Genomic DNA, 20,226 nt, shown 5'->3' on the forward strand with positions numbered 1-20,226 from the left:
TAGCGCATTAGAGAATGGGACTGGGCGTTTTTTTATGCCCGGCATTTATATACGTATATACGGCGTTCAGGTTCGACCCGAGGAGGTGTTATGCGAGGGGCAAAAGCAGGGCAGCAGTCCACAACGACGCAGCAAGCCAAAACCACCTGCCCCTATTGCGGCGTTGGCTGTGGTGTAACGGCAACCGTTGAAGCGGGCACGCTGAGCGCTGTAGAAGGCGACCGCGAGCATCCGGCGAACTTCGGGCGGCTGTGTGTCAAAGGTTCTGCGCTACATGAAACTTTGGGACAACAGGGGCGGCTGACTCACCCTCGCGTTGATGGTGTTGAGGTCTCCTGGGACACCGCCCTAAGCACTACTACCGAACGCTTAAACACCCTACGGGCCGAGCATGGCAACCACAGTGTGGCCGCGTACCTATCCGGTCAGCTGCTTACCGAAGACTACTACGTAGCCAATAAGCTGTTTAAAGGCTTTTTAGGCACGCCCCATTTAGATACTAATTCGCGGCTGTGCATGGCCTCAGCGGTGGTTGGCTACAAGCGCGCCTTCGGTGCCGATGCGGTGCCGTGTAACTACGAGGATTTGGAAGAGGCGGAACTGATCGTGTTGGTGGGTTCCAACTTGGCTTGGAACCACCCGGTACTTTACCAGCGCATTAAAGTGGATAAAGAGCGCAATCCATTGATGCGTTTGGTGGTGATCGACCCCCGCGTCACCGACAGCTGCGAAATCGCTGATCTCTACCTGGGGATTAAGCCAGGCAGTGATGCTTACCTGTTTAACGGCCTGCTGGCGTGGATGGCAAAGCGCCACAGGCTCGATACCCTCTACCTTGAGCGCCACACCGAAGGGTTTGACGATGCCCTGGCGGCGGCCCAGCAAACCGCGGGTTCGGTGGCGGAGGTAGCGGCGGCCTGTGATGTTGACCCCGAGCGACTGGAAACCTTCTACTACTGGTTTGCCAGCCAGCTGCATGTGGTTACCCTCTACTCTCAGGGCGTTAATCAATCCGCCAGTGGTACCGATAAGTGCAACGCGATTATTAACTGTCACTTGGCCGGCGGCAAAATCGGTTTACCGGGGGCAGGGCCGTTCTCGATTACCGGCCAGCCCAACGCCATGGGTGGGCGCGAAGTAGGCGGGCTGGCCAACCAGCTAGCCGCGCATATGGATTACCACACCCCAGGCGCCCTCGATCTAGTCAGCCGCTTTTGGACTACCGACAGCCTTACACCGATCCTGCCGGAAGGGCCCGGTTATAAAGCAGTGGAGCTGTTTGAGGCCATTGAGCGTGGCGAAATAAAAGCGCTGTGGGTGATGGCCACCAATCCCGCGATTAGCCTTCCCGATGCTGCGCGGGTGCGTGCTGCGCTGGAAAAATGTCCGCTGGTGATTGTTTCCGAGTGCGCTGCCCATACCGATCTGCTGCCTTATGCCGATATCGTGCTGCCAGCCTCGGGGTGGTCGGAAAAAGATGGCACCGTGACTAACTCCGAGCGGCGCATTTCTCGCCAGCGGGGCATGCTGCCGCCCCCGGGTGAAGCCCGCCACGACTGGTGGATAATGTGTGAGGTGGCGAAACGGTTGGGGTTTGCTGAGGCGTTTAACTACGCGCACCCCTGGGAGATTTTCGACGAGCACGCCAAGCTCTCTGGGTTTGAAAACGGCTTTGATAACAGCACGGTGCCCGGCAACCCGCAGCGGTTGTTTGATATATCGGGTTTGGTGGGACTGGGCCGGGATGGCTACGACGCCTTAGCCCCCATTCAATGGCCGGTCACAAAGGCCGCACCCCATGGCACTGCGCGGCTGTTTGAGGATGGCGAGTTTGCCACCGCCAATGGTCGCGCCAAGCTGCTGGCGATCAAGCCCCAAGGGCCTGAGCAGGCGCTGAGTGCCGCCTACCCACTGCGTCTGAACACCGGCCGGATTCGTGATCAGTGGCACACCATGACCCGCACCGCTCGCTCACCGCGGTTAATGAATCACCGCGCCGAACCCTTTATGGATGTGCACCCAGAGGATGCCCACACCGCCGGTGTTATGGATCAAGGGCTGGCAGTGTTAACCGCCGAGAAAGGTGAATTTCGTGCCCGGGTGCGGGTCTCCAATGCTCAACGCCGTGGTGAGGTCTTCGTGCCCATCCACTGGACTGACTGCTTCACCCAGCAGGCCAGAAGTAGCGCGCTGATCGACAGCATTACCGATCCGCTCTCTGGGCAGCCAGAATCGAAGCACGGCGCCGTGGCGCTGGCGCCGCTTGCTACTGATTGGCAGGCCACTCTACTGATTGCCGAAGGGGCAACGGAATCAACACCTTGGTGCACCAGTGCCTACTGGACACGTATTCCCATGCGCGGCTGCCAACGCTGGCAGCTTGCCAATACGCAGTCGGTTAATGACTGGTTGGCGCAGCTGAAAACGTGGCTGCCCGGCGATGTATCGGTTATCAGCCAAGACCCCACTAACGGACGTCTGCGCGCCGCCTGTGTGGAAAACGGTCAATTGCGCTGGTGGCTGATGGTTGGCCCGCCCAAAGAGTTGCCAGGGTTGGCGTGGCTGGAAGCGCGTTTTAACGAGGCGGCGCTGAGCGATACCCACCGCCGCCGCCTATTGGCCGGCTGCGACGACGGCGCTGCGGATACCGGCCCGGTGGTATGTAGTTGCCACCAAGTAGGCCAAACCACCATCGTCAATGCGATCCGCGAGGGCGACACCAGCGTAGAAGCGTTGGGCGCCAGGCTCGCCTGCGGCACCCAGTGCGGTAGCTGTATTCCCGAATTGAAATCACTTATTGAAGAGGAGCGGCCCAATGCCCGCACTAAGCAACCCCTTGCTACAGAAGTGGTTTAACGCCTTTATGCGGTTATCGCACCGCGCGCTAACGCCGTTGGTTCAGCAGGCTGTAGACATACGTTTGCCACTGCGTGGCGAGTGCCGCGCCGGGCAGGTTTACCTGGTTGGCGCAGGCAGCGGCGATGCGGAGCTGTTAACCCTCAAGGCCGCACGCTTACTTATGCAGGCGGACGCTGTGGTATATGACCGCTTGGTGGGCGATGACGTTCTGGCGCTGATTCCTAGCGGCAGCGAACGCTACTACGTTGGCAAAGCCCGCGGCCACCACAGTGTACCCCAAACGGAGATCGGCGAGCTGATGGTAAAACTCGCCCGGGAAGGTAAATCGGTGGTGCGTCTGAAGGGCGGCGATCCGGCGGTATTCGCGCGGATGGGCGAAGAGCTGGATGCCCTGGCCGCCGCAGAGATCCCCGCTGCCATTGTGCCAGGGATTACCGCGGCCTCTGCTGCCGCTGCCTGCATGGGCATTCCGCTCACCGATCGCGGTCATGCGCAGCAACTGCGCTTTGTGACTGCCCAGCTATGCCGCGAAGACGGTACGCCGGATTGGGCATCGCTGGCGCGCAAGGATGAAACCCTGGTGTTTTATATGGGGCTTTCAAAAGTGAGTGCAATTTGCCACGGCCTACGCCAAGCAGGCCTGCCGGATGAGTGGCCGGTCATGCTGGTGGCTAACGCCAGCCAGAGTGATCAGCAGTCGCTGGTGGGCTCGCTGGCGGATATGCCCGAAAAACTCGCCGCAACTCCCTTACCGTCACCCTGTTTGATTGTGGTGGGCAGTGTGGTGCAAAGAGTCGCCACGACGCCCGCTGCCCTAGCCACCAATTTTTGCGCTACACAGCAAACCACGCCTTAACGGCAGGGTTCGCGGTACTCGTTTTATTCTTCTGACCCTTCTCTCCCTTAAAACTCACAACAAAGGAAACGCTCTCGATGTCCTACTTATTGCCTGCCGAATTTGCCACCAAGATGGTCGATGCTGGCGAAGCCAAGCTTCACATGTCTACCCGTGATGCGCTGATTCGCGCTTTTATGGCGGGGGCTATTTTGGCCATCGCGGCGGTGTTTGCGGTGACCGTAGCGGTGCAAACCGGCTACCCGATTATCGGCGCCATCCTGTTTCCGGTGGGCTTCTCGATACTCTATCTAATGGGCTTTGACCTGCTGACCGGGGTATTTGTGTTAACGCCGCTGGCGTGGCTAGATAAACGGCCTGGGGTGACGATTAATCGTATTCTAAAGCACTGGGGCATTGTATTTATCGGTAATTTTGGTGGGGCATTAACGGTCGCCTTTCTCATGGCGATTGTGTTCACCTACGGCTTTAGCACCGAACCCAGCGAAGTGGGGCGGGTCATTGGTGAAGTGGGCGAAGGGCGCACGGTTGGTTATAAAGAGTATGGCGCTGGCGGCATGGCGACGATTTTTATTCGCGGCATATTGTGCAACTGGATGGTCTCGCTGGGGGTTGTGGGTGCGATGATCTCAACCACGGTGAGCGGTAAGGTCATTGCCATGTGGATGCCGATTATGCTGTTCTTCGGTATGGGCTTTGAGCATTCGGTGGTTAACATGTTCCTGTTCCCATCCGGGCTGATGATGGGCGGTAACTTCTCGATTATGGATTACCTAATCTGGAACGAAATTCCGGTAGTGCTGGGTAACTTGATCGGTGGCCTAGCGCTCACTGGCCTGACGCTCTACACCACACACGTGCGTACCGCGCCGCAAAAAGCCCTATGATCTGATAGGCAGCAGTTTGTCATTAACCAAGCCTTCGCTCCGGCGGAGGTTTTTTTAGGGGAAGTATAATGGCAGCGCTGACCATTTCGCTCGGCCAGCACTCTGATAAAGGGCGCAAGCCCAGTAATCAGGATTTTTACGGCGCTTATTTACCCAGCGACTCCCAGCGCGCCACCAAAGGGATTGCGATCGCGTTAGCGGATGGGATCAGCAGCAGCGAAGTGAGCCGGGAAGCGAGCGAGGCGGCAGTGGGCGGTTTCTTAACAGACTACTACGCCACCCCCGCCACCTGGGCGGTTAAAACCTCCGCCCAGCGGGTACTGCAGGCCACCAATGCATGGCTTTATGCCCAAACCCGGCAGAGCCAGTACCGCTACAACCTGGATCGTGGCTATGTGTGTACCCTCAGCGCGATGGTGATTAAATCTACCACTGCGCACCTGTTTCACGTTGGCGATAGCCGTATCTGTCAGCTCGCCGGCAATACGTTGGAGCCACTGACCGAGGATCATCGCTTTTGGGCATCCCGGGAAGTCAGTCATTTAAGCCGCGCCATGGGGGCCAGCCAGCACCTGGAGTTGGATTATTCCTCGGTATCGCTGAGTGTGGGCGATGTGTTTGTACTCACTACCGACGGTGTTTATGAGTGGCTAACCGGCGCTGAAATGGCCGCATTGATTCACGCCCATTGGGGCGATCTCGATGCGGCGGCTGAGGCGCTAATCGCGGCTGCCATCGATCATGGCAGCGATGACAACCTCACCGTGCAAATTGTGCGCATTGATTCGCTGCCTGAGCGCCACGCTAATGAGCTCTACGCGGCGCTGAGCACACTGCCGTCACCGTCTGAATTGCGCGCAGGAAGTGAGCTGGATGGCTACCGCATTGTGCGTCAACTGCATGCCAGCAGCCGCAGCCATGTCTACCTGGCGGAAGAGGTAGCGAGTGGCGAGAAGGTGGCACTTAAAACCCTCTCAACCGAGCTAAGCCAAGACTCGGCGAGTATCGAGCGGTTTGTGCGCGAAGAGTGGATTGCCCGACGCATCGATAATCAGCACGTGCTTAAAGCCCCCGCCCAAGAGCGCCCTCGCCGCTACCTTTACACCGTGCTGGCGTATATCGAAGGGCAAACCCTGACCCAGTGGATGCGTGACCACCCCAACGCCGAATTAGCCAGCGTTCGTCCCATCGTCGAGCAGATTGCCAAGGGGCTACGCGCCTTTCATCGCCTGGAAATGCTGCATCAGGATTTACGCCCCGATAACGTCATGATCGATAGCCACGGAACGGTGAAGCTGATCGATTTTGGCGCTGCCAAGGTGGCGGGCCTTGCCGAAGAGGTCGGGGCGGCTAGCGACGATATTCTAGGCACTGCCCAGTACACCGCGCCGGAGTATTTTCTGGGTGAAGGAGGCACGCCCCGTTCGGATCAGTACTCACTGGCAGTGATTACCTATCAGATGCTAACCGGCACGCTGCCCTATGGCACCGAGGTGGCCAAAACTCGCACTCGGGCAGCGCAGCATAAGCTTGCCTACCAATCGGCGCTTAGCGAGAACCGTGAACTGCCCGCCTGGGTGGATGAGGTGCTCAAAAAGGCATTACATCCCACTCCCCACAAACGCTTTCCGGCGCTTTCGGAGTTTATCTTCGAGCTACGCTCGCCAAGCCCAGACATGCTGAAGCGCGCCCAGTTACCGCTGCTGGAACGTGATCCGGTGCTGTTCTGGAAGGGGGTGTCGCTAGTGTTGGCGGTAGTGGTTATCGCTCTTTTATTGCGTTGATGGCACTACTGTTGATCAGGGAACAATAAACAACGGGGTTGAAGTGGGGCGGTCTCCACCCCATATTAGTTAACACGCTATCAATAGAAAAGGATGTTAATGATGCAGACTGTGATACCCAACCCCGGTTTCGGTACTTTTCGCCTGGAAGGCGATACGCTCAAGCAGAGTATCCACACAGCGCTTGAGGTCGGGTATCGACACATCGACACGGCACAGTTTTATGGCAATGAAAAAGGGGTAGGGGAGGCGATTCGCGACAGCAGCGTGCCACGCAGCGATATTTTCCTAACCACCAAGGTGTGGTTCGATAATCTTGAGCCCACAATGCTTAAAGCCAGCGTGGACGAAAGCCTGCAGAAATTAGGCACCGATTACGTTGACCTGCTGCTGATCCACTGGCCGTCCCCAGAGGATGAAGTGCCGATGGTCGATTACCTGACGGCGCTAAAAGAGGTCAAAGCCGAGGGTAAAGCGCGCAATATCGGCATTTCCAACTTTACCATCGCCCAGGTGGACGAAGCGGTTAGCATTCTGGGTAAAGGTGAAATTCTCACCAATCAGATCGAGGTTCATCCTTTCTTACAGAACCGTAAACTGGTCGATCACTGCGAGCAGCATGGCATTCAAATTACTGCCTTTATGCCCCTGGCCGTGGGTAAAGTCATGGATGACCCAACCCTTAAGCAGATCGCCGACGCGCATAACGCCACGCCCGCGCAAATTGCCCTTGCTTGGGTAAAACAGCGCAATATGATTACGATTCCTTCATCGACCAAGGCGCGAAATATTCAAAGCAACATTGCCGCCTTTGACTTAGTCTTGAGCGACAGCGAGATGACGGAAATCGCCAAGTTGGATCGTAAAGAGCGTATCGCCAACCCTGAAATAGCGCCGCTCTGGGATGAGTAAGAGGAATGAATAACCAGGACTTGAAACGCTAAACGATGAACTTCAATTAATAGTATGTGTCGTAGTGGGTGCCTGCCCAGGCAGGCATCTTTAAAAGAATGGAGAAAACGATGAAACAGCGCAAGATAAAAGACAACGCTTTAAAAGCGCAGCTGCGAACGCCGATGTTTAAAATGCAGCAGCAAACCCCGAAAAAAGGTAAAGGCAGCTACTCCCGGAAAGGACGCAACTCTTTGGGAGGGCATCGCCAAGCCGCCTAACCCGGCGTTTTGGCGATGCCTTCCCCAGGCATCTCTGCACAGTATTCCCCATGCTGTGCAATATCCCATCAGCTTGGCCGATCCAATGGATCGGCTTTTTTATTGCGCGCCAGGCGTGGCACGCCACTGAAAACGCCCCGGCCACTTCCTGTGACCGGGGCGTTGGCTATGCCAACCTACTCCCACAGTGTGGACATTTTTCGTAGGCATCGCGGGTTTCAGCCTGATGGCGTTGGTTGCGCTGACTTGGTTCCTCTACACCATGAATGGATACCAGCTGGCCCTGCTCCCAGCGTAAACCGATATCTTTTAACAGGTGCGGGTCATGAAAGCGCGGGTCTTCGTAAAAGCGCCGCTGGGTACGATAGTGGGTGAAAGCGCTGAGTAGTTTGCGGGTAATGGTTGCGATTGCCATGGGGTCGGTCTCCTGGGTTAGGAGGCCGGGCAACATCGCGATCAGGGAGTCTCAAAGGTAACGATAAAACAACATGGCCGCGACACTTGCCGCGGCCAATTTCCTCTTTACATCTCTGGCGCGCGACAATAATAAGCTGATACCGCATTATTAATAATGCGATGCAGCTTATTCATTCGTGTCGCGGGGATTTGCCAGCGCATGAGAAGGTCTCTGAAAAAGTTTCGTTAATAAAAAAGAACTGCCCCTTAAAGGGGAGCTCTTATGTTTTAACCGATGCTTATATGAGCGTCAATCTATTTAGCGACTTGTTCAAGGTGGGGGGGCTGGCAAGTTTCCATGCGATACCCCGATTGGTAAACGCTACGTAGACGCAGGCCATGCCGACCATCCAGTTCCAGCTTGCGGCGTAGGCGGCTTACGTGGGTGTCAACGGTACGCGTCGAAATATCCCCTTTAATGCCCCACACCAGCTCTAGTAAGTGCGCACGGGTAATTAGCTCACCCATTTTAGAGAAAAACAGCGTGGCTAACCGGTATTCACGTTCGGTTAAATCAATGGCGTCGCCCGCCACGCTGATGTAGTGCTCATCGGTATGCAGGGTAAATATCTCGGGACAGGCCGGTGCAGGGCGCGATGTGGCATAGCCAGAGCGTCTACCTAACGCACTCACTCTGGCAATCAGCTCACTGGGGCGAAGGGGCTTGGCGAGAAAATCATCGGCGCCTCGCTCCAGGGCTTTAACAACATCGTCTTCGCCCTGGCTGGCGGTAATAAACAGGATTGGCCCATGCCAGCTGTCGTGCTGGCGAAGATGAGCAACCACATCCATGCCGTCGCTGTCGGGCAGGCGCCAATCGATAATGAGCAGGTCAAAGGTGTGCTGCTGCGTCGCCCGGCGAAGCTCGCTAGAGCGACTAAACAGCGAGACTTGGTGTTCTGCCGTTAGTAGGCACTGCTCAATAAAGGCCTGTTGGTCGAGGTCATCTTCAAGTACGCCAATATGCATGCTAATTTCCCTTATTGTCGTCTTATAAATGTCACCCGTGTAGAGGCGGCAAGCTCACGCGTTAAGTTTAGTGGATGATGATGCGTTGACACAAAGGTTCACAGTTAGCCCGCCAACGGCCGATATACAATTTCTGCACTTTCAACGGTCAGCACCGAGGTGCAGCATGATACGTCGCCCTATGGTTGTTAAATTCGTGGTTTTCATCGTCGCGGTAGGACTTGCCTTGCTGTCGACCCACACTATCGCCCTGGAAGTACCTGAAGGCCCGGTGATATTGGTGGTGAGTGGAAAGGTGGGGCAGACGAATGTGGGTGACGAAGCCCATTTTGATAAAGCGATGCTAGAAGGCTTGGCGCAGCACGAAACGATTACCCGCACGCCCTGGCACGACGGCGTGATGCGCTTCTCTGGCCCATTGGGGCGAGCTATCCTGGAAGCCGTCGGTGCCGAGGGGGAGAATATTCGTGTGGTAGCGTTGAATGAGTACGCCGCGACGGTGCCTATCAGCGATTTTGAGAATTACGATGTCATTCTGGCTATGCAGGCAAACGGCAAAGCGCTGCGAATTCGTGATCAGGGGCCGCTATTTGTCATTTATCCCTTTGACCAGCACCCCGAACTGCTAGATGAAGAGATATTTTCGCGCTCTGTGTGGCAGGTGACACGAATCGACGTTGAGTAATATAACCGAGTAGCAATCATGCTGGCTTTTTTTAAGTTCTATTTTTCCCGCCGTACCAGGGTCGCTACATTCTCGGCGATCCTTTTTTTTCTTTCAGCGCTAACCACCGGTGGGGTTATTTATAACCGTCAGCATGCGCAGGAGGAGCGGTTGCTCGAAAATGTGTTATGGGCCGGGTATCAGTTTGATCGAGAGGTGCGCGAATTGCGCTTGTCGCTATTCGAAACGAGTGCTGGGAAGGCTACGGTTGATGATGTGTTGCTGCGTTTTGAGATTCTCTTCAGCCGACAATCACTTTTTTTTCAAGGTGAAATAGGAAAAGTCGTGGCGAAACTCGAGGATATTGAGGCGGTCATTCAACAAGCTCACATCCGCATTCTAGAGATGGAAACCCTACTCGAAACGGTATGGGACCACCCTACCCAGTTAAATAGCGAGTTAACGGCTATCCTCCTGCAGCAAACGGCTGAGCTACAGCAACTCAGCGGTAACATTTTGATCGAAACCAACGCCCATGTTTCCCATATGCATAGTGAGGAACACCGCGCATTGACAAGTCTCAACGGATTGGTGCTGTTGCTTATTGTCCTGTTAATGCTTTCAGGTGGCATGTTGGTTCGCGCGCTGATTCTAGAAGGGCGCTCCAGTCATCGTAAGGCTCAGGCGTTAGAAACCAAGAGCCAAGAGCTAAATGAGGTAGCTAGGCAAGCAGAGAAAGCGAGTCTGGCAAAATCTGAGTTTATGGCGGTGATGAGTCATGAAATTCGAACCCCGTTAAATGGTGTCGTGGGTATGGCGGATTTGTTAAGCGAGGAGGTTAAAACAACAAGTGCTGAGACTTATTTAGCCGCTCTTAAGCGCAGTGCGGAGAGTCTACGCGCGGTGATCAACGATATTCTCGACTACACCAAAATTGAGTCGGGGCGCCTCGATCTGGATATCCAGCCGTTTGATCTTCACCAATGCATCGACCAGCTTTGTGAAAGCTATACCCTCCGCGAACCAAAGGCGAAGGTCTCCTTTAGTTACGCTATCGACCCGGCGCTGCCCCGTTATGTGCTGGGAGACATCGCGCGGCTGCGCCAAGTCATGATGAACTTAATCAATAATGCCTTGAAGTTCACGGAAGAGGGGTTCGTCAAATGCCAGATAAAACCTCTTGGAGACGATAATATTCTTATGGAGGTACACGATACTGGCTGTGGTATCGCGGAAGCGGATCAAGCACAGCTGTTCTCGGCGTTCTCGCAAGTGGATACCTCAATGGCGCGTCGTCACGAAGGCACGGGGCTTGGGCTCGCAATCTGTAAGCGGTTGGTCGATGCCATGCAGGGCGAGATAGGTGTTAACAGCCAGCAGGGGCTCGGCAGTCGATTCTGGTTCACCGTCAGCCTGCCGGAAACCGAACCTTTGGCCATTTACCAAAGCGGTGAACACCCGCCAGCAATGCCCTCCCATCACCATATCTTGGTGGTAGAGGATAACCCGCTAAATCAAACGGTGGCACGCGTCATGCTTGAGCGCCTTGGCCAGCAGGTATCGGTTGCAGAGAACGGCCAGGAAGCGCTCGATCAGTTGAAAGCAGACCATGGTCGATTTGATTTGGTGTTAATGGATATGCAGATGCCTAAGCTGGATGGCACGGAAACCACCCAACGCTGGCGCGATTATGAAGCTGTGCATCAACTGCCTAAGTTGCCCATAGTGGCGATGACCGCCAATGTGATGCCTGAGCACCGAGAGCGCTGCATTCAAAGCGGCATGGACGATATGATTCACAAGCCTTTTACGCGCGATGAGTTGCATCAGGTGATTGGCCGCTATCTGTTAAATGATGAAAGCGTTGAATCTGTCAGTATTCACGCTACCGTTCCTATTAAAAGCCCCGAATCGCTGGGTGATAGCGCTGGGGCAGTTCAAGTACTCGATAAGCGTCTTTGCGAAGAGCTGCAAAGTACCTTTGAACCCAAGGCACTGGATGCGCTGCTGACCACGTTTTTAACACGGCTTGGTGAGCGCATCGCTCGCTTGAATGCCTACTGGCAGTCAGAGGATCGACAAGCCTTGTGCCTAGAAGCCCATTCACTAAAGGGTGCCGCTTCCTCTCTAGGCTGTGCTGCGATTGCTGAGCAAGCAAGCCAATTGGAGCAAGCAGCGCTAGAAGCCCCATTAAGCGAATTGATGATCTATCTGGAGCGTTTAGTTGCTCTTGAGGCCACTACTAAGCTGGCTTTGGAGCAAGAAAGCATGTTCGTTTGATGCGTTATTAGGGGGCGGACGGTGAGTACTCGCGTAACCAGGTGTTGAAAGCGTCGGCGGTTAACGGGTGTGCAATACCGTAGCCTTGTCCAACAGTGCACCCGGCTTCAACAAGCCGAGTGAACTGTGCCGACGTTTCGATACCTTCGGCGACAACAGTCAGTCCCAGGCGTTTGCCTAAGTCGACAATCGACTCTGTTATCACCAGTGCTTCTTTGTCCTGATCGATCAGTGAGACAAAGCTACGGTCAATTTTGAGCTCGCTGAAAGGCAACCGATAGAGCTGTGTCAGCGAAGAGTGGCCGGTACCAAAGTCATCTAACGCCAGTTTGCAGCCCCGTTGTCGCAACGCTTTGAGCACGTAGCTAGCGTAGCCCAAGCACTCAACCCCCGCTGTTTCGGTGAGTTCCAGGGTGATCTTGCTAAGCACAGCATGATGCGCTTGGGTGAGTTGATCAAACGCGTCTAGTACGCCTTCTGCTTGAATAAAGGCCGCCGGTATATTTATCGAGACGTCTAAGTCCCACCCTTGTGACAACCATTGGGCTTGCTGCTTCATGGCAAGCTCAATAACGTACCAAGTGAGTGGAAGCATCAGGTCGTTTTGCTCTGCTAGAGGTATAAAACTGTCGGGGTATAGCACGCCGCGTTGAGGGTCTTGCCAGCGTACCAGCGCTTCAACGCCAATAACCTGCCCTTGTTGAGTGCCTTGTTGCAGGCTTATTTGGGGTTGAAAAGCTAGAAAAAGCTGTTGTTCACGAATGGCCTTCGCCAATTCAACGCTTGTAGGCGCTTTGGGCGCTTTTTTTAATGGCCCCAAAAATGTCGTTAGACCGGTGAGTAGCTTGGATTTAGGTAGGAAACCTAGCATTTTCAAGCCTTTTGCTTCACCTGCAGCAAGCGCATGCGCGGCAGTTTCTTCCGTATAATTGCTAATTAATAAAATTGAAGCGTTTAAGCGTAAATCATAAAGATATTCCAGAATATCAAGGCTCGTAAATTCACCTAGCCCGAGATCAAGCAAGATCAGCTCGACATTGAGTAGGTCGGGTTGGCGCACCAGCTCGCCAAAACTGCTTGCCGTCACCACCTGATAACCGTGCTGGCGTAGTAGCATTCTGCCCAATAGTTGGACACTACAATCATCATCAATAATTAAAGCACCAGACAGCATACATATACCTTTGATGACTACGATGAGCGGCTGCGGCTAGACGAAGAGCTTGCTGAAATTGATGAGCATATAAGCCGGTAACGAAACTTCCTTGGACTCAGTATAAGTCCAAGGATACTTAGAAAACTAAGGGGGATTGCTTAAAACGACTCCCATTCAGGCTGCTGTGAGCTCGCCAAACGACGCGGGACATTAGGCGTAGGTGAGGGCTTATTAGCTGTAGGGGCAAGCGCTGCTTTGCCAAGAGCTGGTTGCGCGTTAGCATTGCTGAGCTTGAAGCCTCCCACTAGCACGCCCAGTCGGTCGGCTTGTTCTCTTAGTTCCGCCGCCGCAGCGCTGGACTCTTCTACCATGGAGGCATTGTGCTGGGTCATGCTATCCAGCTCGTTGACTGCGTCATTTACTTGACCGATACCTACACTCTGTTCTTTAGCACCAGCACTGATCTCAGCAATCACGTCCGCCACACGCTCGATGCTTTTTACCATCTCCTGCATGGTGACGCCGGTTTGTTTCACTTGGTCAACGCCCACCTTTGTGCGGTTTAACGACGTATTGATCAGAGTGGCAATGTTTTTGGATGCATCACTTGAGCGGCTGGCCAATATACGTACCTCTTGGGCAACTACCGCAAAGCCTCGGCCATGCTCGCCTGCGCGGGCGGCCTCTACAGACGCATTCAGCGCCAGGATATTGGTTTGAAAAGCGATGCTATCAATAAGGTTGACGATGCTGCTGATTTCAGAGGAAGAGTCGTTAATCGTATCCATTGTCTGCTCAACACTGTGCATGGAGTGCAAACCCTGTTGAGCGAGATCCCGGGTTGAAAGCGCCAACTGGTCAGCCTGCTGGGCAGAATCAGAGGCGTTGTTGACCACTGCTGCGATTTGCTCCATCGAAGCAGAGGTTTGCTGTAAATTCGCAGCAGCTTGCTCAGTACGTGCCGCAAGCTCCTGACTGCCTTTGGCAATTTCAGTAGATGCATGCTGCAGGCTAACGGTACTGCTGCTAACTGACTGAAGCGTATCGTCAATGCGTTTAATAAAGGCATTGAACTGTTGTGCCAATTCACCAATTTCATCACGGCGTTGACTCTCAATCCGCGCGGTTAAATCGCCATCGCCTTCGGTAATCTCTTTAATACGTCCACTAATTTGACGGATAGCCCGAGACATCATTAGCGGCCCCAGTAGCGCAATAAGCGTTGCAGCAATAAAGATGATTAAAGCAACAATAATAGTGGATGTTTGCTGCACTTGGATTCTATCAACCACCGCTGCTTCTGCTTGATAAGTGGCTGTCTCAATATTTATTCCCGATACATCATATATATCACGCAGTGCATTAAAGTCGTCTAATGATGAACCGGATAGCATCGTTAATGCTGCTGCGGTATTACCGCTTTGGTGCAGCTCAAAAACACGTGTTGCCTCTTGTTTCCAATCGCTATACAGCGTTTCAAAGTTAGCTAGTTGCTTGGTTAGCTCTGGGTAGTTCTGCATTAGTTCGGCGTAGAGCCCCATGCGGTCATAAGCCTGCTGAGCATTCTCTTCAAACTCGGCGATTAACGCTGTTGCTCGCTCGGAGCTGGGGTCAGATAACAGATACTCAATCTCAGCAACGCGTGCTTGATAAAGGTCTCGGTCGCCGTTGAGTGTGGCTGAAGTCGCCGGAATATAGTTGGTGATAAACGTATCTAAACGGCTTTTTACCATATTAACCAGCAGTGCATCGGCTACCACAATAACCAGTAGTGCTAACGCAACGCTGATAAAGGCAAGAGCATACTTAACTCTTATCTGATGAAGACGGTTCATATGTGCCACTCCTGTAGTGTCAAACCATGAGAGCACATTACCTTTAAAGCGTTAGAACGGTCGACAGATTTGTAACGCTTGTGACGTTTGTTCACGTTCGAGGTTTTAATTAGCGTGGTAAGAGTTTAAACATAATTATAATAAGAATTATTAATATTTTAGTGGCTATTTATAACCCGCTGCCTGGAGTTGAAATAGTTTCGCATAGCGGCCTGCAGTGGCCAGGAGTTCTTCATGGGTGCCGCGTTCAACGATATGCCCTTGATCAATAACCAGAATGAGATCAGCGCTGCGTACTGTGGAAAAACGGTGAGAGATCAATATCGCCATTTTATCGCGGCTGTGCTCGCGAAAGCGGGCAAATATTTCGGCTTCTGCGGCAGCATCCATGGCAGCGGTAGGTTCATCCAGTACCAAAATGTCCGCGTTTTCGCGCATATACGCTCGGGAGAGGGCAATTTTCTGCCACTGGCCACCAGAGAGCTCTTGGCCATTTTTAAACCAGCGGCCAAGCTGGGTTTTGTAGCCGTTGGCCATGCGGGTAATAAACTCATCCGCCATACCGTGACGAGCGGCGTTCTGCCACCTTTCTTGGTCGTTAAAGGCATGAGTATCGCCGACACCAAGGTTTTCGCCCACCTGCAACTGATAGCGCACGAAGTCCTGAAAAATCACCCCGGTGCGTTCACGTAGTGCTTGGGTACTCCAATCCCGCAGGTCGCTACCATCTAACAGAATTCGGCCTTGGGTTGGGTGGTAGAGCCGCGTGAGCAGCTTGATAAGGGTCGTCTTACCCGAGCCGTTTTCGCCTACCAAAGCCAGGCTCTGCCCAGGGCAGAGGTGCAGTGAGATATCGTGAAGAACCGGATCTTGGAGAACAGAGTCGCCGCCAGGGTAGGAGAAGCTAACGTGCTCAAAGCGCAGCCCGTCACCGGGCAGTGCCCCCTGAGTGAGTGTACCGCTCTCTCCCTCCACTGGCTGCTCAAGATACTCATAAAGATTGGAGAGGTAGAGGTTATCCTCGTACATGCCGCTGATCGCGGTGAGGCTTGCGGAGAGCGCGGCCTGACCCTGCTTGAAGACCATCAGGTACATGGTCATCTGACCCAGGGTCAGCGCCCCGGCAATCGTTTCAATCACCACCCAGGCGTAGGCGGCGTAAAAGGTTAAGGTGCCAAGCAGGCCGAGCAGAAACCCCCAGCTTTCACGACGCAAAGTTAGGCGGCGATCCTCTGCAAACAATTTGGTAAAAATGTCGCGATAGCGCTTGAGAAACAGCCCTTCAAGGCCAAACAGTTTGACCTCTTTAATGCTGTCTTCCCTTGCCAGCACCGTCTCTAAATAGATCTGCATACGGGTTTGCGGCGAGCGCCAGCGAAACAGCCTGAAAGCATCGCCCGAGAATTTGGCCTCTGAGATAAATACCGGCAAGGCGCCTGCTACCAAAATCAGCAGCGCCCAAGGGGAGAACTGCACCAGCAGCACGCCGAAGCTACCCAGCGAGATAGCGTTTTGCAGCAGCCCAAAGGTTTTATTCACCAGTGCAAGCGGGCGCGTAGATGCTTCACGGCGCGCTCGCGTGAGCTGGTCGTAAAGCTCTGAATCTTCAAACTGGCTAAGTGACAGTTGTCCCGCTTTCTCCAGAATCATCACATTGACCTTCTGCCCCAGCAGCGCACGCAGCAGTGACTGTTGGGCTGAGAGGCCGCGCTGGGCCAGGGCAATGAGCGCAATAATCACGGCTTCGATCCCCACCAGCGTTAGCACCGGTGTGATGGACGCTAGTAGATTGGGATCAGTGGCTGCTTGATGGGCCTCCATGGCACTTACCACCCCATCCACAATCAATTGACCCACCCAGGCCGCCACGGCAGGCAGAACCCCTGCGACCAGCGTGCACAGCGCCAGCCCAAGCATCATCCAGCGAGAGGTTTCCCAGACTAAGCCAAGTGCACGTCGGCTATAGCGAAATACGCCAAAAAAGCCGCTTAGTGGTGAGGAAGTCGATTCAGAAGGTGGTGGAGACATAGTTAGGCTGGCAAAAAGTACCGACGAATAAAAGAGTGCCATGATGCGGTGGTTGAGCGTGGATAGCCAGCTCAGCCGCCGGTTGCCTTCAACGGCAACACGGCGGAGACCCAGTTTAGTGGTGAGATATTACCAGGGGAGCACAGCCCCATCGGTGCGTGGCTCGGTGCCACCTTGGAGTACGCCGGTGTCAGGATCGCGCAGAATGATTTGGCCACGGCCAAAGCTGATTGAATCGGCGACTTTAACGATGTCGTGGCCGCGGCGTGCCAGGGCAAGCGCTAAGTGATTGGGGAAGTCGGCTTCAACTTCGATGGTTTTGCCTTTGGTCCATTTCCAACGTGGCATATCGAGCGCTGCCTGAGGATTCAGTTGATCCTCAAGCATCGCCGTTACCACCTGCACATGGCCCTGGGGCTGCATATAGCCACCCATCACACCGAACGGCCCAACGGCTTGGTTATCTTTGGTGATAAAGCCTGGGATGATGGTGTGGTAGGTGCGCTTGCCAGGGGCTAGTGCGTTGGGGTGCTGCGGGTCGAGGGAGAACGACCAGCCACGGTTTTGCAGGCTAATGCCGGTGCCCGGTACTACGATGCCAGAGCCAAAGCCTTCAAAGTTGCTTTGAATGAATGACACCATATTACCTTCATCATCAGCGGTTGCCAGGTAAACGGTGCCCCCCCTTAATGGATTGCCATGAATGGGGTCAATGGCGTCTTGGCCAATAAGCTCTGCGCGTTGCGAAAGGTACTCATTCGATAGCATCTGCTCAACGCTCGGCTGCATAGATGAGCGTTCAGTAATGTAGTTTAAGCCGTCTACGTAACCAAGTTTTGTAGCCTCTATCCGGCGGTGGATAGTGTCTATCTGATCATTTGACTGTTCGCCTAAAGATTCAAGAATACCCAAGGCTTGAAGCACAATTAATCCGCTGCCGTTGGGAGGAATTTCCCAAATATCATGGCCGCGATATCGGACACTTATGGGTTTGACCCATTCTGGTTTGAAAGCTTGTAAATCTTCTTTGCGTAAGAAGCCGCCATGCTGACGTGAAAAGGCATCCATCGCATCCGCTAGGCTGCCTTGATAAAACGCATCCGCATGGCTATTGGCAATTTCACGCAGCGTTTTTGCCATATCAGGAGAGCGCCAAATGTCACCTGCTTTGGGAGCCTGCCCATTGGGAGTGAAGTGCGTAAACCAGGAGGCAAATTCATCTGTCCCGTATTTTCCATAACGCTCTTCTGCACTTTTCCAGAGTTGGCTGGCTACTGCTGATACAGCAAAACCTTCGTCAGCTAATTCTATTGCTGGCGCTAACAGCTGCTCAAAAGGCAGTTTACCAAAACGCTCTGAAAGCGCAGCCCAGGCGCCTGGCGCACCGGGTACTGTGATTGGCACTAATCCATGGGCGGGCATTTCCTCATGACCCATGGCCTTGACGGCATCACATGAAATACTCTTTGGCGCAGGGCCGCTAGCATTGAGGCCATGTAGCTCACCTTTTACCCACACAAGAGCAAAAGCATCGCTACCAATACCATTAGAGGTTGGCTCAACGACGGTTAAAGCAGCAGCTGTAGCAATGGCAGCATCAATGGCATTGCCACCTTTTCGTAACATATCTATGCCGACTTGTGCAGCAAGCGACTGAGACGTAGCGACCATTCCACGTTTTCCAAACGTGACCATACGGCGTGAGGCGGAAGGGTAATAGTGTGGGTCAGTATGCATTGTGATTCCTATTTAGATGTGGCATCTAGACGGTGAGCCATTAGGCGGCGCTGTTTCATATAGCTATAAATACTGTAAATCACAGAAACAACCGCCAGTGTAAGCAGCAGCGCTGATATTGGCCGAGTGAAGAAGAGCGTCCAGTCAGTGCTTGTCTGGAAGGCCCGTCTTAAGTTGGTTTCTGCTATAGGGCCCAATACAACGCCAAGTACAAGAGGTGCTAGCGGATAATCCAGTTTTTTAAGCAGATATCCCACTGCACCAATGCAGGCAAGTAGATAAAGGTCGGATAAGCGGTTGTTCAGGGTGTAAGTACCAATTGCACAGCAAGCTAATACAACGGGAACAACAATATACTTAGGTACATTTAGTAGGCGTAAAAAAGCCCTCATTAAAATAACGCCTATTAACAGCATGAAGACAGAAGCTATCGCCATGGCAATAAACATGTTGTAAACCAAGTCGGGATGATCAAGTATTAAGCGCGGGCCAATGCTGATGCCGTGTACCATGATGGCTGCCATGAGAACTGCATCGGCGGGAGACCCTGGTATGCCTAACGCTATCAATGGTATTAAGCTGCCGCCTACCGTTGATGAGTTGCCTGACTCAGAAGCAACAACGCCCTGTGGTTCACCCTTACCAAAAGTTTCTGGGTGCTTAGACGCTCGTTTAGCTTGGTCGTAAGCTAATAGATTAGAAATTGAGCTACCTGCACCGGGTACTGCACCAATAAACACACCGAGCAATGATGAGCGTATAACATTGGCGGGCTTCAATAAGATGTCTTTTATGGTTTGCCAAAGGTGAGGGCGCATATCTCCACTGATTAATGCGCCAGAAGAGGGCTGTTTGTCTCCGGCGGCAGGCTCTAATTCGGAGAGTAGCTGGCTCATGGCGTACATGCCTATTAATACAACCAGGAACGGTATGCCCGCGGTCAGGATTTCATAGCCAAAGGTAAAACGCTCGCGCCCCATGAGTGGGTCAGGCCCAATAGTGGCGATGCCGATCCCGATTAGACCCGCGATTAGCCCCCTGATAAGAGAGTCACCCACTAGGCTTGCTATGACAGTCAAAGCAAAAATAATAAGCGCAAAATATTCCCAGGGTCCTAACTTAACCGCTAGAAGTGCGAGTGGAGGCGCGGCCACGATCAGCACAGCAATAGAAATAATAGAGCCCACGAATGAAGCAAATAATCCCAAGGATAGTGCTTTCCCAGGATGACCTTGTCGAGCCATAGGGAAGGCATCAAAGGTGGTTGCAACTGATGAGGGCGTGCCTGGGATGCCCAGCAGAGCGGCACTAAATAAGCCACCGCTTAGTCCACCTACGTAGACAGATAGCATGACCGCAATGCCCTGCATGGGGGGCATGGCAAATGTAAGAGGCAACGTAAGGACTATGGCCATGGTAATCGTAAAGCCGGGTATTGCGGCGGCAACAATACCTGCAAAAGTCGCTACTGCCATGAGTAATAGCGTATAGGGCTCGGTCACGCCCCCTAGCGCTACGAGGAAAGCATCAGTCATAGGTTACG

General features: G+C 53.6%; 15 protein-coding genes. 8 read left to right on the top strand and 7 right to left on the bottom strand.

Translation table 11 applies throughout. The annotated features are described in order from the left end of the window. Positions 1 to 90 precede the first annotated feature (90 nt). The 6 genes from RO22_RS05060 (at position 91) to arfA (ending at position 7,558) form a co-directional block, all read left to right on the top strand. Entirely contained in the window at positions 91 to 2,856 is a 2,766-nt protein-coding gene (locus tag RO22_RS05060) for a nitrate reductase (protein ID WP_041157775.1), read from the top strand. Continuing rightward, complete coding sequence (gene cobA / locus RO22_RS05065) at positions 2,816 to 3,715, top strand: uroporphyrinogen-III C-methyltransferase (protein WP_041157776.1); 900 nt, start codon at positions 2,816 to 2,818, stop codon at positions 3,713 to 3,715. Before RO22_RS05060 ends, cobA begins: the two co-directional genes overlap by 41 nt. Positions 3,716 to 3,792: 77 nt before the next feature. Then, on the top strand, positions 3,793 to 4,602 hold the full coding sequence (locus RO22_RS05070) for a formate/nitrite transporter family protein (protein ID WP_008957727.1): 810 nt from the start codon (positions 3,793 to 3,795) through the stop codon (positions 4,600 to 4,602). 68 nt (positions 4,603 to 4,670) lie between these two features. Continuing rightward, positions 4,671 to 6,386 carry a bifunctional protein-serine/threonine kinase/phosphatase gene (locus RO22_RS05075; protein ID WP_041157777.1) on the top strand — a complete coding sequence of 572 codons (1,716 nt, stop codon included), beginning with the start codon at positions 4,671 to 4,673 and terminating at the stop codon, positions 6,384 to 6,386. Positions 6,387 to 6,479: 93 nt separating this feature from the next. Further along, on the top strand, positions 6,480 to 7,298 hold the full coding sequence (dkgB, locus tag RO22_RS05080; RefSeq protein ID WP_041157778.1) for a 2,5-didehydrogluconate reductase DkgB: 819 nt from the start codon (positions 6,480 to 6,482) through the stop codon (positions 7,296 to 7,298). A gap of 110 nt (positions 7,299 to 7,408) precedes the next feature. Next, positions 7,409 to 7,558, top strand: a complete 150-nt coding sequence (gene arfA / locus RO22_RS24060; RefSeq protein ID WP_008957724.1) for an alternative ribosome rescue factor ArfA — start codon at positions 7,409 to 7,411, stop codon at positions 7,556 to 7,558. Positions 7,559 to 7,724: 166 nt separating this feature from the next. Here the strand turns inward: arfA and RO22_RS05085 are convergent, their stop codons facing one another. Both RO22_RS05085 and RO22_RS05090 read right to left on the bottom strand, forming a co-directional pair. Further along, a complete protein-coding gene (locus RO22_RS05085) occupies positions 7,725 to 7,973 on the bottom strand; it encodes a hypothetical protein (RefSeq protein WP_008957723.1) in 249 nt (82 codons plus the stop codon). 296 nt (positions 7,974 to 8,269) lie between these two features. Beyond that, positions 8,270 to 8,983, bottom strand: a complete 714-nt coding sequence (locus RO22_RS05090; protein ID WP_009287164.1) for a response regulator transcription factor — start codon at positions 8,981 to 8,983, stop codon at positions 8,270 to 8,272. Between the two features lie 166 nt (positions 8,984 to 9,149). Between RO22_RS05090 and RO22_RS05095 the strand changes: the two genes are divergently transcribed. After that, on the top strand, positions 9,150 to 9,668 hold the full coding sequence (locus RO22_RS05095) for a molybdopterin-dependent oxidoreductase (protein WP_223828005.1): 519 nt from the start codon (positions 9,150 to 9,152) through the stop codon (positions 9,666 to 9,668). An 18-nt stretch (positions 9,669 to 9,686) separates the two neighbouring features. Beyond that, positions 9,687 to 11,927, top strand: coding sequence for an ATP-binding protein (locus RO22_RS05100; protein ID WP_041157779.1), 2,241 nt, complete (start codon positions 9,687 to 9,689; stop codon positions 11,925 to 11,927). 7 nt (positions 11,928 to 11,934) lie between these two features. On the opposite strand, the gene RO22_RS05105 is transcribed toward RO22_RS05100, so the two are convergent. The 5 genes from RO22_RS05105 to RO22_RS05125 form a co-directional block, all read right to left on the bottom strand. Then, entirely contained in the window at positions 11,935 to 13,101 is a 1,167-nt protein-coding gene (locus tag RO22_RS05105; protein ID WP_041157780.1) for an EAL domain-containing protein, read from the bottom strand. A gap of 140 nt (positions 13,102 to 13,241) precedes the next feature. Continuing rightward, positions 13,242 to 14,918, bottom strand: a complete 1,677-nt coding sequence (locus tag RO22_RS05110) for a methyl-accepting chemotaxis protein (protein WP_035538592.1) — start codon at positions 14,916 to 14,918, stop codon at positions 13,242 to 13,244. A 165-nt stretch (positions 14,919 to 15,083) separates the two neighbouring features. Next, a complete protein-coding gene (locus tag RO22_RS05115) occupies positions 15,084 to 16,946 on the bottom strand; it encodes an ABC transporter ATP-binding protein (protein ID WP_039859327.1) in 1,863 nt (620 codons plus the stop codon). A gap of 129 nt (positions 16,947 to 17,075) precedes the next feature. Then, the gene (locus RO22_RS05120; protein WP_041157781.1) at positions 17,076 to 18,683 is read right to left on the bottom strand and encodes a gamma-glutamyltransferase family protein; all 1,608 of its coding nucleotides are present in this window, start codon (positions 18,681 to 18,683) and stop codon (positions 17,076 to 17,078) included. 8 nt (positions 18,684 to 18,691) lie between these two features. Further along, positions 18,692 to 20,218, bottom strand: coding sequence for a tripartite tricarboxylate transporter permease (locus RO22_RS05125; protein WP_041157782.1), 1,527 nt, complete (start codon positions 20,216 to 20,218; stop codon positions 18,692 to 18,694). Positions 20,219 to 20,226: the final 8 nt, after the last annotated feature.

The organism is Halomonas sp. KHS3 (assembly GCF_000830495.1).
Classification (GTDB): domain Bacteria; phylum Pseudomonadota; class Gammaproteobacteria; order Pseudomonadales; family Halomonadaceae; genus Vreelandella; species Vreelandella titanicae.